Annotated in this window: 12 protein-coding genes and 1 pseudogene; 6 read left to right on the top strand and 7 right to left on the bottom strand. The window is 54.8% G+C overall.

Going from position 1 to position 13,561, the window contains the following annotated elements; all coding sequences use genetic code 11:
- Positions 1 to 263 (bottom strand): annotated as a pseudogene (locus HKX44_RS16485) (hypothetical protein); the annotation flags it as partial.
- Positions 264 to 677: 414 nt separating this feature from the next.
- Between HKX44_RS16485 and HKX44_RS16480 the strand changes: the two are divergent.
- The 3 genes from HKX44_RS16480 to HKX44_RS16470 are packed head-to-tail and all read left to right on the top strand — an operon-like array spanning position 678 to position 5,032.
- Complete coding sequence (locus tag HKX44_RS16480; protein WP_276152461.1) at positions 678 to 1,172, top strand: hypothetical protein; 495 nt, start codon at positions 678 to 680, stop codon at positions 1,170 to 1,172.
- The gene (locus tag HKX44_RS16475; protein ID WP_276152460.1) at positions 1,169 to 3,097 is read left to right on the top strand and encodes a hypothetical protein; all 1,929 of its coding nucleotides are present in this window, start codon (positions 1,169 to 1,171) and stop codon (positions 3,095 to 3,097) included. The genes HKX44_RS16480 and HKX44_RS16475 overlap by 4 nt, the downstream gene beginning before the upstream one ends.
- A 9-nt stretch (positions 3,098 to 3,106) precedes the next feature.
- Positions 3,107 to 5,032, top strand: coding sequence for a hypothetical protein (locus HKX44_RS16470; RefSeq protein WP_276152459.1), 1,926 nt, complete (start codon positions 3,107 to 3,109; stop codon positions 5,030 to 5,032).
- Positions 5,033 to 5,333: 301 nt separating this feature from the next.
- On the opposite strand, the gene HKX44_RS16465 is transcribed toward HKX44_RS16470, so the two are convergent.
- A complete protein-coding gene (locus HKX44_RS16465; RefSeq protein ID WP_276152458.1) occupies positions 5,334 to 5,903 on the bottom strand; it encodes a metallophosphoesterase in 570 nt (189 codons plus the stop codon).
- Between the two features lie 20 nt (positions 5,904 to 5,923).
- On the bottom strand, positions 5,924 to 6,346 hold the full coding sequence (locus tag HKX44_RS16460) for a hypothetical protein (RefSeq protein WP_276152457.1): 423 nt from the start codon (positions 6,344 to 6,346) through the stop codon (positions 5,924 to 5,926).
- Between the two features lie 195 nt (positions 6,347 to 6,541).
- On the opposite strand from HKX44_RS16460, the gene HKX44_RS16455 reads away from it, so the two are divergent.
- Entirely contained in the window at positions 6,542 to 6,799 is a 258-nt protein-coding gene (locus HKX44_RS16455; RefSeq protein ID WP_276152456.1) for a helix-turn-helix transcriptional regulator, read from the top strand.
- 251 nt (positions 6,800 to 7,050) lie between these two features.
- Here HKX44_RS16455 and HKX44_RS16450 read toward each other — a convergent pair whose 3' ends face one another.
- Positions 7,051 to 9,318, bottom strand: a complete 2,268-nt coding sequence (locus HKX44_RS16450; protein ID WP_276152455.1) for an adenosylcobalamin-dependent ribonucleoside-diphosphate reductase — start codon at positions 9,316 to 9,318, stop codon at positions 7,051 to 7,053.
- A gap of 215 nt (positions 9,319 to 9,533) precedes the next feature.
- Here HKX44_RS16450 and HKX44_RS16445 point away from each other — a divergent pair, with 215 nt between their 5' ends.
- On the top strand, positions 9,534 to 9,965 hold the full coding sequence (locus HKX44_RS16445; protein ID WP_276152454.1) for a DUF1489 domain-containing protein: 432 nt from the start codon (positions 9,534 to 9,536) through the stop codon (positions 9,963 to 9,965).
- Here the strand turns inward: HKX44_RS16445 and hisG are convergent.
- From hisG to hisS, 3 genes are read right to left on the bottom strand one after another with little or no spacing between them, the layout of a single operon-like run.
- Positions 9,962 to 10,651 (bottom strand): ATP phosphoribosyltransferase, encoded by a 690-nt coding sequence (hisG, locus tag HKX44_RS16440; RefSeq protein ID WP_276152453.1) that lies wholly within the window; start codon positions 10,649 to 10,651, stop codon positions 9,962 to 9,964. The genes HKX44_RS16445 and hisG overlap by 4 nt on opposite strands.
- Positions 10,648 to 11,727 carry an ATP phosphoribosyltransferase regulatory subunit gene (locus HKX44_RS16435; RefSeq protein WP_276152452.1) on the bottom strand — a complete coding sequence of 360 codons (1,080 nt, stop codon included), beginning with the start codon at positions 11,725 to 11,727 and terminating at the stop codon, positions 10,648 to 10,650. Before HKX44_RS16435 ends, hisG begins: the two co-directional genes overlap by 4 nt.
- Complete coding sequence (hisS, locus tag HKX44_RS16430) at positions 11,727 to 13,223, bottom strand: histidine--tRNA ligase (protein WP_276152451.1); 1,497 nt, start codon at positions 13,221 to 13,223, stop codon at positions 11,727 to 11,729. Before hisS ends, HKX44_RS16435 begins: the two co-directional genes overlap by 1 nt.
- Positions 13,224 to 13,345: 122 nt before the next feature.
- Here hisS and HKX44_RS16425 point away from each other — a divergent pair, with 122 nt between their 5' ends.
- Entirely contained in the window at positions 13,346 to 13,540 is a 195-nt protein-coding gene (locus tag HKX44_RS16425; RefSeq protein ID WP_276152450.1) for a SlyX family protein, read from the top strand.
- Positions 13,541 to 13,561: the final 21 nt, after the last annotated feature.

Here is a 13,561-nt window from a genome sequence, read left to right as displayed (position 1 = left end):
GCCCGCTTGTCAATGCAATCCGCACAGCATCTTGGCGGAATTCGTCCGTCCGTTTCAGTCCCATAGTTCATCTCCTTTGCTGCAATAAATGCTATCAAAGGAGCGGCATCAAACCGTGACAGGTCCAATTCAGTCCGCTGATCGAGCGGCCTACCAATATCTGAGGTCTCTCCCGCCTCCTGAATGAAAAAGTCCCAGCCCTTTTGGTCTCGCTCACTGGAGTTGACGATCAGTCGAGCGGTTGTTGCCAGTGCCGCAAACATGCTTTCTCCCACAGCCCCCAACTTCTGTCGCTTAGATTTTGGCAATTGGTCTCAGCTCATTTCTTAATCTTTTTCGCGGTAATCAGGACGGTCAGAAATGCTTATCGCCAGAACCTGACATTAACTACGTGACGTTGACAAATACACCTCAAAGGCGAACACTTAAACCAAGAAATTGAACCGCATTTCAAAGCAAAGTCTCCGAATGAACGTTCATGGGGCAAAGCATTAGGAGAGGAATGCGGACGCAAATTGGGTATAGTTTATTTGGACAAACCATCTGACCGTCAAAGCGCCGTTAGACTGTTGGCATGTATTGTCGCTGGCGGTAGAGAGCCTGAACACGGGAAGTGGGATCAAGACGTCGTTGCAATACTAGATGGGCAAGCTCGGCTGCAGGCGCTGGATTTCTGGATGCGATACCCAGACTACCTAGCGAATGAGTTATTGAATGCCTATGAAGAAACCGGTTTGAAAGAGACCTTTGACACGGCAAAGCGTATTTTCGATGATCGAGAGCCTGACCTCCGCCACCTACCAATGATCCGCTATCATTTTGGTGCATTTGAACCGCTAGATAACGCTTTGGCCATCCTTAGGGCCGCAGATTTGATCCGCATTAAACGGACCGGACAACCCGGGCACATCCAACGTCACTTGTATCTTCTCACGCAACAAGGGCTGGAAGCAATGGAGACGCTCGCTCAAGCCGCAACAGAGTTGGCCTGGTATAAGGATCGGGCAGAATTGGTTGCCGAAATCGCAGGTGAACAAGGCGGTACAGCACTCAAGGACCGTCAGTACCTTCAGAAAGAATACGCTGAAACTGATCTGTCTCAACCCATTCGATCAATATCGGAGCGGGTTATGAAGCGAATAACAGCGCTGGAAAGCGAGAATATGACATGAGTAAGAACTGGCTCGAAACGATCGCTGAAAAGGCCAAACTATCACCTGAAGAAGCAGAAAGGCGGCTTCGCGGAAGAGGCGTCGCCGCAGACAGAGCCGTACGCCCAGCTCGGGCTTTTACTATCGAGCAGATTGCTTTCTCAGGCGAGAAGAAGGGCAAGACGAGCGGCGCGATTGATTTCCTGTGGACTGGGCTTGGGCCCGGTGTTTGGGCTGTGACGAGCGAAATTAATCTGCGCGGAAAATCGACTGTTTTGGAGGTGGTATTGTGGTGCCTTCGCGGTTCTATGAAAAACCTTCAAGACGATGTTCGCGGTTGGCTTAAGCATATATCGCTACAATTCTCAGTTGATGACGAACGGTATCGGATAGCTTTCAATCTAATCGATGGAGAGCCAAACGGACTCCTCGAGCGTCGTGCTCCTGACGACACGTTTCATGCGCTCGAGAGCTTCACCTCTGATGAGGGCTTTGCGCTCGTTATGGCTCGTTTCATGATGGATGTGCTTGACCTAGATGTTTTACCTGCCCTTCAGGGAAACGAGAGTGAAAAAGGCGTGGTTGAGCACGGATGGCTCGCGCAATCGAACGTGTTCTATCTCGGAGGCGAACACAAATACCTATTTGCGGATACGCAGATGGGCGGCCTTCCTGCACGTCTGCTGCAAATGTATGTTGGATTCCCGTGGGCCAGCACCAAGATCTTCGTTACGACGGCGAAGAAAGAGCTAGAGCAGAAACGTCAAAATTCGGATAGGGTTCGGCGGAATTCTGAGGCAAACGCTGAAACCGCCAGAACGCGCTTGAAAGCCGAGATCGAGGTGGCTCGAAAACGTATTGCTGAATTGCCGAATGAGACTACCACCGGTGAACTGTTAGCCAAAGCCGGAGAAGCAGTTGCGGCGGCAACGCGAAAGCTCTCTGAACTGCAAGCCCGCGCATCAAAGGCACAAGCTGACGCGAGTCAGGTGAATGAGACAAAGCTGCGTGATGAACGTAAAGTTCGCGATCTACGCGAAACAATTGTCGCCACCCAATTCTTCAATGGCTTAAACCCAGAGTGCTGCCCAAGGTGCGAGACTAAAGTAGCTACGGCTCGGATCAAAGCCGAAACTGCAGACTTCGCGTGCTCTCTTTGCTCAGAAACGATCCCAGAAGAGAGTTTCGAAGACGTGAATAAAGAACTCAAAGATGCTGAGAGCTGTGCGCTCGCTTCAAAGGCGGCTTCGGAACGTGCCACAGCGGACAGCAAAGCAGCTACAGAAGCAGGCAAAGCGGCGTCAACCGCACTGGCCAAAGCGCAATCAGAACTGGATGAGCTAGTAAGAGGGGCAGACTTTGCCACAAAGCGAAACGCGGAACTTGAACTAGCCCAATTAGAAGGGGCTCTGAAAGAACGAAGCAAGCCCGCTCCAAAAAGCGATGTCGACCCTGATGAGGACCTAATTTCAATTGCAGTCAAGGAAACGGAAAAGGCTTACAATGCGGGGCGGACGGGTATTCTCAAAGCCCTGAACGATGAGATCCTGCCGCTAGGCCAACAGTTAGGTATCGAGGCGCTGGAATCGGTCAGTCTCAACAGCAATGCGTCAATGTCGCTTAAGAAGGGAGGAGCAAGTACCAGCTTCTCCAAAGTGACTGCTGGCGAACGATTGAGGCTCCGTTTGGCAACCGCAATTGCACTTTTGAGGGTGGGACCACGGCTGGGCATCGGCCGCCATCCAGGACTTTTGATTATTGACTCTCCTGGTAAGGAAGAGGTGGCTAAGGTCAATCTCGAGGCACTACTCGCAGAACTACGAAAGATAACCGACGAAATGGAAGGTTTGCAGGTAATCGTGGCCGGTACAAACGTGGACGAAATCGTCGGAGTGCTAGGGGAAGACAACTGCCGCATCGCGCGCGGTGAAAACTATGTTTGGTAGAGCTAGACAATGGCAGAAGGCATGAGCGTTAACGCTGCACTCGAGGCGAACGTTGCGAACGGTACCATCCCTACTCTTGAAGAACTCGGTGGTCTCGATGCGGTCCTCGAGGAACAGGATGCGATCGTATCTGGTCCGTTTCTGGATGTAATTGTAGAAACGATGGCGGGTGAGCCAGTTCAAGTTCAAACCCTGTTGCTTGGGCTTGTTGCAGAAGGGTTTCTCAAAGCCGATCAGCCTGCAGTCTTCCGTGACGCTGCGAATACGCTTTTGGCCAATGCAGCGTTAAGAAACATTGCACGTCTAAATCTTGTCGAGGCCTTCGAACAGCGTGTCAAAGCACGGCAACCCGGAAAAGACGCGCTAACAGCCGCATACGCGCTCGAAGCATTGTTTCGCTATGGGCTCGAGGATCATCGGACGAAACTCCGAACTCTACTTTTGTTCGATAATTTGAATAGTGACGAAGACGGCCTATTCGCGCAACATGCAGCCAGGCTTGTCGGGGTCGCTTATCACCATTGGGGTGAGGTCGAACTTAGGAACATTTTGGTTCGACTTCAGGCAAACGACGAAGCAGCTGACGAGGCAGCGTTCGAACTGGCCATGGTTGCATTTGCAAAAGCCTTGGACGCTAATGAAATGGCTGAAATTCAGAAGGGAATGAATGATGCGCGCGCTCTGTTCATGAGTGTATTGAACCGAGATGCAAACCGAATTGATGCTTTGGTACATGTCGAGCTGATCGACATCGTCCAATCCTTTTCAACTGGGAACGATGTTAAACTTTCGGAACGGATTGATGAACTTGGGCGTCTGTTCGCAGAACGGCGCGACCAAATAGGGATCGTGCAAACGCCAGATTGGCTAACGCCTCGCGTTGATCGAGAGGTCGAGTGGTGGTCCTTGCTTCGCTTGCTTAGGTCAATCGACGATAGCATCAACCGCGAAAGTTGGAGAAACGCAGGTAAGGTGCTGGAGCAAGTCCTCGCCATCTATGACGCGGAGCAAACAGTGTCGATTGGCGGTGCTCTTAATGCACTTTTTTCACCGCGAATTGAGGCAGCCTTTGTGCGCCGAAAAGGTCTTGCTGCGCACCTCCAAGATTTTCTTGATGATGAGGAATGGAGTCCAGCGGAACGGCCAGCTGCGGAAAGGTTGCGCAATCGGATCTCGCAAATGGGACAGGGAAGCTACTCGTCGCGAGAAGTAGTGGAGGACGGTGCCTTTCCTGAGCTCAGCGCCGTCCTCCAAAACTCCAACATTTTGAGCCAGGTCCCTTCGGAAATGGCTAAAAGGCTGGAAATTGCGCTTGTAGAAAGGAGAAACGGTGAACGATTGAAAGTACGACGCGACATTCAAAGCATTTGTAGCAAAGTGTCTGATCGCCTTGCTGACGCTTCAGATTATCAGGGTGATGTTCGAGGGGCGTTCGATCAAGTGACCCAGCAGGTCATCGCGTTCTGCGAAGATCGGCAGAACGCGGATCTTTCTCAATTGGGTGATCGCGGTGCGTATCTAAGGAATCCAAAGGCCGTTGAGAATGACTTGCAAAAAGATCTTAGGGAATGGCTTCGCGGAAATATGGTGGCCGTCGATGTTATGCCAGAGGTACCTGGCATAGCCGCCGGACGTTCTGATCTTTACGTCGATTTTGGCGACGTGCAGTTTGTGATCGAACTCAAAAAGCACCACGGAATTGTTGATGATGACGTCGCACGAAGTTATCGCGCACAAGCGGTCGCATATCAAGCAACAGGTCCTAAACTTGGGATGCTCGGGATTTTGGAACTGGTCGATCGTTCCGGGCCGCCGCCAAGTTTAAAGGAGTGCATATGGACTGACTCGTACATTCCAGAGGGTAGTCACCTCCTACGTAACCTCGTAGTTTTTAGGGTTCCAGGAATGCTAAAAACGCCATCTACAATGAGATGATTGTGAAGTGTTGCACGAAATGCCTTGGTTCGAAGGACAGCTTACTAGTCGGGTGTGCGTAAAATTTGCGTATGCGGCGAATGTCGGCTCTCAGCAGGGATTTTCTGTCTCTTCACCTCTATTTGCACGGCAGACAGCACTTTGCATCGCATCAAAATGCTCGTGTAACATTAGCACAAAGCGCGGCTTTCCATACCGCGTGATCGTGACTGGTTCACATTGAGCAACTTCAAGTATCTCCATCGTACTGCGCGTCAATTGGGTCGTTGAGAAGACTTTCATGTCTTGTCCTCATTGCCAACTAGATGCTGATTCCTGCCCCATGTTCGACATCACCCCAGTGCTTGTTTGGAGGCAACTTCTTTGCCCGCCGCGCGATATCGGCAAAGGTGACTGGCATGAAGTCCCAAACATCAACGCCAACATTCACGGAATTGCGCGACCCGCGCCAGTTGTCGTGAACGTGACCGAAGAACTGCAGGGCGCCTCTGCGGGCGTGGTTCCAAGTGATCATTGGGTAGTGGCTAAGTGTGTTGAGCTGGTTGTGCGGCCCGTCTCGAAGCTCTGCGAAATGGGAAACTGAATCCCAGGGTAGCTCCAGTGTTGGATTGTGATCGTGGTTACCAATAACCAGATGACGTTCTGCACCCGGCAATTGGTTGAAAATTTGCTCGACATAAGCACTGTCCTTAGCCTTGGAGCCAAAAGCAAAATCGCCCAGAATCCATAGCTGGTCTTCTGAGCCAACCACCTTCCACATGTTTTCCAGCATCGCTGCATCCATCTGTGATGCTGACACGAAAGGGCGGTTACAAAATCGCATGATATTTTCGTGGCCGAAATGCGTGTCGGCTGTATACCAGATTGTCATTGAGCGTTCTCTCGGTTCAGTTAGCTCGCCAGAGCCCGAAATTCCTCCGGAGTGTAGTCGAGCGCCAATAATTTCAGAAAAAGCAGATCCAGAGGCAATTGAGTCTCCATCCACTGCACTTTTTCAGCGTCAATGCTCAGATTAAAGCCATCAAACTTGTTGAGAGAAATGCAAATTTCTCGCCCGTTTTGAAAATCCCAAAGCAACTCGCAAAATGGAGCTTTTCCATTGTTGGGATGCGTTGAAAGGCCAGAACACTGAGCCAAGATTGTTGGCAATACATCCGCAAAGACAGCCCATACCTGTTGTTGCTCCTGTGTTTTCAATGTTTGGAAATTAGAAGTGGACCGCGATGCGGCCGACTTTAACGCAAGTACAGGTGCAAGCTTGGATAGGATAGCTTCCTTGGTGCGTGAGACATCGCCTGCTTTCACACTTACCATCTCACCATCCCACCAGTGAGCGGTCGATGGCGACTGAACCTAGAGATACTTGCGAAACACCCAAAGCGCAAAACAAGTCTGCATGGTTTGTATGTATACTTGGCATCACTACCCACCTTATATTTATAATCTGATTTTTAGATAATCTGAAAATGAGATTACTGGAAGTGTCCGAAGCATCTTACGGACACTCAATTGACCAAAACACTTCACACCAGCGGACATTTGGCGCTCATTGAAGCGCTCATTTCTGCCCGTAAATCCCAAAAACTCTCTCAGGCAGCCTTGGCAGAACGGTTGAGGTGTCATCAATCGTTCGTCGCGCGGATCGAGTCGGGTCAGCGGCGTATTGATGTGCCAGAATTGGTGATCATTGCGCGGGCGCTCGATGTTCCTGCGGAACACTTTTTCGAAGCCGTCATTAAAGCTGTACCGCCCGGGGAGCGACTTTAAGACTCTGATTTCGTTGATCAATCACGAATACCACAAAGGGTTTGTACAGCTTTGGGCGTGACCAAAGCATGACTTTTCGCGCCCAAAAACTCCCTCAAACCCCGTACTCAACATAGAGACGACTTTACCCCGAAAACATCGGTGTTAAGCCGCCTAATGTACAACCTATGTGTAGATAATGGACCCGAGTTAGAACGAAATGGGCAACCTATGGGTCACTTCACAGTCGGACAAACCCCCTAAACCTTGGATCAGCCGCATTTGGAATACCCGCAGGATCCGCAGGTCATACACCCTTCGACCATGCGCAGGTCGTATTGACCGCAGCTTGAGCAGGCCTGCCCGCGTGGTGCGTCCAGACCGACAACCTGGGCTTGCGGATCGGTTTTCAAGCCCATCCCCTCGCCGGCGATAAACCCGGTCGCGATCAGGTGTTGTTCGATCACCCCGCCGATGGCCGCAAGAATGGAAGGAATATATTTCCCCCCCATCCAGGCACCGCCGCGCGGGTCAAAAACCGCTTTCAATTCTTCCACCACAAAGGACACATCCCCACCCCGGCGGAACACGGCCGAAACCATACGCGTCAGCGCCACGGTCCAGGCAAAATGCTCCATGTTCTTGGAGTTGATGAACACCTCGAAGGGGCGGCGGTGGCCGTTCAGCACGATGTCGTTGATGGTGATATAAATCGCGTGTTCGCTGTCAGGCCATTTTACCTTATAGGTGTTGCCCTCCAACTCCTCGGGACGGTCCAGCGGTTCGGACATATAAACAACCTCGCCGCCTTCCGGCACGGGCACCGGCTTGTCCGCTTTGGTGTCATCAGAAACCGACAGAACCGACCCTGTGACGTCGTTCGGACGATAGGTGGTACAGCCTTTGCAGCCCGCGTCCCATGCCTCCATATAGACCTCTTTGAAGCTGTCAAAACTGATGTCCTCGGGGCAGTTGATCGTCTTGGAAATGCTTGAATCAATCCATTTTTGGGCAGCGGCCTGCATTTTCACATGTTCCAGTGGCGGCAGGGTCTGGGCGTTTACGAAATAGTCGGGCAAAGGCGCGTCACCCTTCAGTTCGCGCCAGAGCTGCACGGCGTAATCGACAACTTCTTCCTCGGTCCGGGTGCCATCCTTTTGCAGAACTTTGCGGGTGTAGGCATAGGCAAAGACCGGTTCGATGCCCGAGCTGACATTGCCGGCATAAAGGCTGATCGTGCCGGTAGGCGCGATTGAGGTCAGCAAGGCGTTGCGGATGCCGTGTTCGCGGATCGCGTCGCGCACGTCATCATCCATCTGCGCCATTGTGCCCGAGGCAAGGTAGGCGTCAGCGTCAAACAGCGGAAATGCGCCTTTTTCCTTGGCCAGATCGACAGAGGCCAGATAGGCTGCCCGCGCAATCGCCTTCATCCATGCTTCGGTCTGGGCTGCGGCCTCATCAGAGCCATAGCGCTTGCCAACCATCAACAGCGCGTCGGCAAGGCCAGTCACCCCCAAACCGATGCGGCGTTTGGCCTGCGCCTCGCGCTCCTGTTCCGGCAGCGGGAATTTCGATACATCCACCACATTGTCCATCATGCGTACCGCGGTCGCGACCAGCTCTTGCAGGGCGACCTCATCCAAATGTGCCTCTGCGTCAAACGGCTTGGCAACCATCCGCGCCATGTTGATCGACCCAAGCAAACAGGCACCATAGGGCGGCAGGGGCTGCTCGCCGCAAGGGTTTGTCGCGGCAATCGTTTCGCAATAGTTCAGGTTGTTGGCCTTGTTGATCCGGTCGATGAAAATCACCCCCGGTTCGGCATAGCTATAGGTCGCCTGCATGATGGTATCCCACAAGACGCGGGCCTCCACTGTGCGATAGACCTTGCCGTCAAACACCAGATCCCATGATCCATCCGCCTTGACCGCTTCCATGAACGGGTCGGTAATCAGCACGGACATGTTGAACATCCGCAAACGTGCCGGATCGGACTTGGCAGCGATAAAGGCCTCAACATCCGGGTGGTCGCAGCGCATGGTGGCCATCATCGCCCCGCGACGCGAACCGGCGGACATGATCGTGCGGCACATGGCGTCCCAGACATCCATGAAAGACAGCGGGCCAGAAGCATCCGCCGACACCCCCAACACATCCGCGCCCTTGGGCCGGATTGTGCTGAAATCATAGCCGATGCCGCCGCCCTGCTGCATGGTCAGAGCCGCCTCTTTCAGCATGTCGAAAATCCCGCCCATGCTGTCCGGCACTGTGCCCATAACGAAACAGTTGAACAGGGTTACCCGGCGTGCGGTACCCGCCCCTGCGGTGATGCGGCCTGCGGGCAGATATTTGAAATCTTCCAGCGCTTCATAGAACTTGCCTTCCCAATGATCCGGCTTGTCCTCGACCTGTGCAAGATCGCGCGCGATGCGCCGCCAGGTATCCTCGACCGTGGCATCATGCGGCGTTCCGTCAACGGCCTTGAAGCGATACTTCATGTCCCAGATTTGTTCGGCGATAGGGGCGGCAAAGCGGGTCATGAGGCAGTCTTTCTAAGCTGGGAGGCGGGCTGAGGTTCTAGCATAGGCACGCACAGGGGATTCGGGAACGGCAAAAGAAAAGCGAAGCAAGGGACAGGTTTACGCCCTCAGGCTTAGATCAATATATTGTGTGCCGCGCACGATCAACCACTACATGGGCGAATTTTCGATTTTCTACCTCTTGTAAATCAGTTCAGGAACTGCAACAGAAAGGCATGACCAAAACCGTGAATCTGATCAAACTTTCCGTCGGCACTGAAAGTGTCGAAGGCTTGACCAACTGGCAGGCAAGCAAGCAAGCCCAGACCACTGATGGTTTGCCCCGCCACGTGACACGAATGTGGCCCAAACGCGAGGCCGAAATTCTGAATGGCGGGTCAATTTACTGGGTCATCAAAGGGACAATTCAATGTCGTCAGGTCATCAAACGGCTGGACGAGGTCATAGGCAGTGATGGCATCCGCCGCTGCGCGATCGTGTTGGAACCGGAACTGATCCGCACCCAATCCAGCCTAAAGCGCCCATTTCAGGGCTGGCGCTACCTGACGCCAGAAGACGCCCCCATGGACCTGCCCGAAGGGCGCGAGGAAGAAGACGCCTTGCCCATCGAGCTTAATCAGGCCTTGGCCGAAATCGGCGTGCTTTAGACCAACCGCGCCAATAGCGCTTCCATCACTTGCACATCCCCATCTTCCAGCTCTGCGGTGCGGCTGCGCCATAATGTGGCCTGCGATTGCAGGACAAGTGCGTCGCCCAGCACTTTCAAATGGTTGGCACGCAGGGTTTCACCACTTGAGGTGATATCGGCAATTGCCTCGGCGGTTTCATTCGCCACTGTGCCCTCGGTCGCGCCCTGACTGTCCACCAACGCATAATCCGCTACCCCACTGGCCTGCAGGAACTCGCGCACCAGCCGGTGGTATTTTGTCGCGATCCGCATCCGGTGCCCATGGGTGGCACGAAACGCTGCTGCGGCGGCATCCAGATCGTCCAGTGTATCAACATCGACCCAACAATGCGGCACCGCGATGATCAAATCCGCATGGCCAAAGCCCAAAGCCTCGACCGGTTCGACCAGCTGTTCCCAAAGGGCCAGTTTTTCCTGAACCAGATCCGTGCCTGTCACCCCCAAGTGAATACGCCCTGCCGCCAATTCGCGCGGAATTTCACCCGCGGACAACAGGATCAGGTTCACCCCGTCGATCCCGTCAACGCGACCGGCATATTCACGTTCCGATCCGGTACGCTCAAGCGTGATTCCGCGCGCGCCGAACCATTCAAAGGTCTTGTCCATCAGCCGCCCCTTAGAGGGCACACCCAGTTTGAGCGTCATGTCGCGCCCTCCAGTTCCAGCATCAAATCGGGCCGCATTACACCACCCACGGCAGGGATCTCACCGCCCTGCCCCAATTGCCGCGTCAGCGCGTCATAGCGACCGCCGCTGGCGATGGCAGGCAGATCGGGGCGACCATTGGCACGGAACCCAAACACAAAACCGTCATAATATTCCATCGACGCACGGCCAAAGCTGGCTTGGAATTGCAGAGTTTGCACGTCTATGTCTCGCGCAGCCAACGCAGCCTCGCGGGCGGCAACACGCTCGACCGCTTGCGCAATCTGCGGCATGTCCACGCAAAGGTCGTGCAGTTGTTCCAAGGCCACAGGCATGGTGCCCTTGAGGTCCAGCAAAACGCCGATCAGATCAACTTCCTGTGCGGAAATCGGCGGTGCCTTGGCATCCGCACGCAGCACCGCGATACGTTGCTGGATTTCTGTTTCGCTGCGCTTGCCAATCGAGGGCGCGTCGGTTTCCACTTTGCCGGCCAGTAATGCGGCGCGGGCGGCGGGCACCGTTGTGCGCCCTGCAAAACGATCCAGCAATTGGCGAAACCGCTTGGGCCGCCAGATGTGACGCATCAGCGCATTCTTGCGGGCTTGGGTGGTTTTCAGCGCCGCCACCGCAGCCATCAGCACACCAATATCGCCGGTCACCGGCGTTACCGGCAACCCGCGAAGCGCCTCGGCGATCAGTGCAAAAACCTCGGCATCTGCTGCCGCCGGCCCCTCGCGGTCAAACACCTCATAGCCGACCTGCACAAACTCGTTGGCGCGGCTGGCGTTGTCTTCTTGGCGGCGAAATACTTCACCGGCGTAGGTATAACGTGCAGGTTCCGCACCGTGGGCCATGTGCATCTGCACAACGGGCACGGTGAAATCGGGCCGCAACATCTGTTCGCCGCGCAGGGCATCCGAAGTGACGTAAGCCCGGCCGCGAATATCCTCACCGTAGAGATCCAGCAAAGTATCCGCCGGTTGCAGGATCGGTGGCTCGACCAAAGCGGCGCCCTGCGCTTCGAACATCGCGCGCAGCGCTGTGGCACGGGCCAGTGTTTGTGAACGTGTTGGCATCAGTTTTGCGAGTCCAAGATTTCGCGCACTTTGACGACCAGTTGATCGCGCGGCACTTCGTATTGGCTGGGCAGTTCTTTGTATTCTTCCAAGCTTGCGCCCTCTGCCATCTGCGCACCAAGGATCAAATCCTTGATCTGGATTACGCCTTTTTCATGCTCGTCGCCACCTTCGATCACGGCAACGGGGGAACCGCGTTTATCCGCGTATTTCAACTGGTTACCAAAGTTCTTGGGATTGCCCAGATAGACTTCGGCGCGGATGCCTGCTTGACGCAGCTCCGCAACCATCGCCTGATAATCCGCCATCCGCGCCTTATCCATAACGGTGACGACAACAGGGCCGTCTGCCGTTTTGTCCAAACGTCCCTTGGCATCCAGCGCCGCCAGCAAACGGTCGACGCCGATGGATACCCCCGTCGCGGGCACTTCCTGTCCGGTGAAGCGTTTGACCAGATCGTCATAGCGCCCGCCCCCTGCGACAGAGCCGAAGTTGCGGGTGCGGCCCTTTTCGTCTTTGATCTCGAAGGTGAGTTCCGCCTCGAAAACAGGACCAGTGTAGTAGCCGAGGCCGCGCACCACCGAGGGGTCAATCTCGATCCTATCAGGACCGTAACCCGCTGCCGACATCAAGTCTGCGATCAGTTCCAACTCGTCAACGCCCTCTATGCCGACTGTGGAATCCGCAACCAGTGCACGCAAGCGCTCCACCGTTTGGGCACCGCTGTCCCGCTTGGCTTGCATAAAGCCCATCACGACGTCAGCCTGAGCGTCGTTTAGCCCAGCCCCCTTGGTAAAATCACCACTCTCATCCTTACGCCCTTCGCCCAACAGCGCACGAACGCCATCAACGCCCAGCCGATCCAACTTATCAATCGCGCGCAGCACTATGCCGCGTTCGGCCTCTTTGTCGACGCCCGACAGCCCAGCGACCTCCATCACGCCGTTCAACACCTTGCGGTTGTTGACCCGCACAATGTAATCGCCACGATCGATCCCGACTTCCTCAAGGCAATCCGCCAGCATCGCGCAAATCTCTGCATCAGCCGCCACGCTCGACGCGCCAACCGTATCCGCATCACATTGATAAAACTGGCGAAACCGCCCCGGTCCCGGCTTCTCATTGCGCCAGACCGGCCCCATCGCAAAGCGGCGGTAGGGTTTCGGTAAATCATTCTGGTGTTGCGCATAGACCCGCGCCAAGGGGGCCGTCAGATCATAGCGCAGGGCCAGCCAGTCGCCGGGCTTGTCGCTGTCGGCGTCCTCTTGCCATGCAAAAACCCCCTCGTTAGGGCGGTCCACATCAGGCAGGAACTTGCCCAGCGCCTGCACTGTTTCCACACCAGAGCTTTCCAGCGCGTCAAAACCATAGCGATGATAGACAGCCGCAATTTTGCCCAGCATTTCGGTACGATGGGTGACCTCTGCGCCAAAATAGTCGCGAAACCCTTTGGGGGTCTCTGCCTTTGGGCGGGGGGACTTTTTTTGCTTGGCCATGGGGCACCTCTGGGGGCAATCTGGAGTTGCTGCGCGTCTAGCCGATGGGGCGGCGCGGGGCAAGGTGCCCGCCTGCCTCTGCCCCCTTCCGGTGGCACAAAACCCGTGCTAAAGGCGCGGTTATGGAAAAGCTTGAAGAACAAATAGCCCATCTGACCCGCGCGATTGACGACCTGAGCGATATCGTGACACGTCAGGAGGAAGAGATTACCCATCTTAACCGCCGTGTGCATATGTTGATGCAGCGCGAGGGCGAGCGCGAGGCGTCAACCGGTGGTGCTGTGGTGATGGGGGACGAGCGGCCGCCGCATTATTGAGCGAAATACAGGCCAAGGGGT

It is taken from the genome of Sulfitobacter sp. M05 (assembly GCF_029285175.1).
GTDB lineage: Bacteria > Pseudomonadota > Alphaproteobacteria > Rhodobacterales > Rhodobacteraceae > Sulfitobacter.
Note: the sequence above shows the minus strand (reverse complement) of the source record. Positions and strands in the feature narration are given on the sequence as shown.

Excerpts from the sequence above, each read along its gene's own strand:
- HKX44_RS16435 (WP_276152452.1), bottom strand. The coding sequence starts at position 11,727 with ATGCCAACACGTTCACAAACACTGGCCCGTGCCACAGCGCTGCGCGCG.
- HKX44_RS16470 (WP_276152459.1), top strand. The coding sequence starts at position 3,107 with ATGGCAGAAGGCATGAGCGTTAACGCTGCACTCGAGGCGAACGTTGCG.
- HKX44_RS16445 (WP_276152454.1), top strand. The coding sequence starts at position 9,534 with ATGACCAAAACCGTGAATCTGATCAAACTTTCCGTCGGCACTGAAAGT.
- HKX44_RS16460 (WP_276152457.1), bottom strand. The coding sequence starts at position 6,346 with ATGGTAAGTGTGAAAGCAGGCGATGTCTCACGCACCAAGGAAGCTATC.
- HKX44_RS16480 (WP_276152461.1), top strand. The coding sequence starts at position 678 with ATGCGATACCCAGACTACCTAGCGAATGAGTTATTGAATGCCTATGAA.
- HKX44_RS16465 (WP_276152458.1), bottom strand. The coding sequence starts at position 5,903 with ATGACAATCTGGTATACAGCCGACACGCATTTCGGCCACGAAAATATC.
- hisG (WP_276152453.1), bottom strand. The coding sequence starts at position 10,651 with ATGACGCTCAAACTGGGTGTGCCCTCTAAGGGGCGGCTGATGGACAAG.
- HKX44_RS16425 (WP_276152450.1), top strand. The coding sequence starts at position 13,346 with ATGGAAAAGCTTGAAGAACAAATAGCCCATCTGACCCGCGCGATTGAC.
- HKX44_RS16450 (WP_276152455.1), bottom strand. The coding sequence starts at position 9,318 with ATGACCCGCTTTGCCGCCCCTATCGCCGAACAAATCTGGGACATGAAG.
- hisS (WP_276152451.1), bottom strand. The coding sequence starts at position 13,223 with ATGGCCAAGCAAAAAAAGTCCCCCCGCCCAAAGGCAGAGACCCCCAAA.
- HKX44_RS16475 (WP_276152460.1), top strand. The coding sequence starts at position 1,169 with ATGAGTAAGAACTGGCTCGAAACGATCGCTGAAAAGGCCAAACTATCA.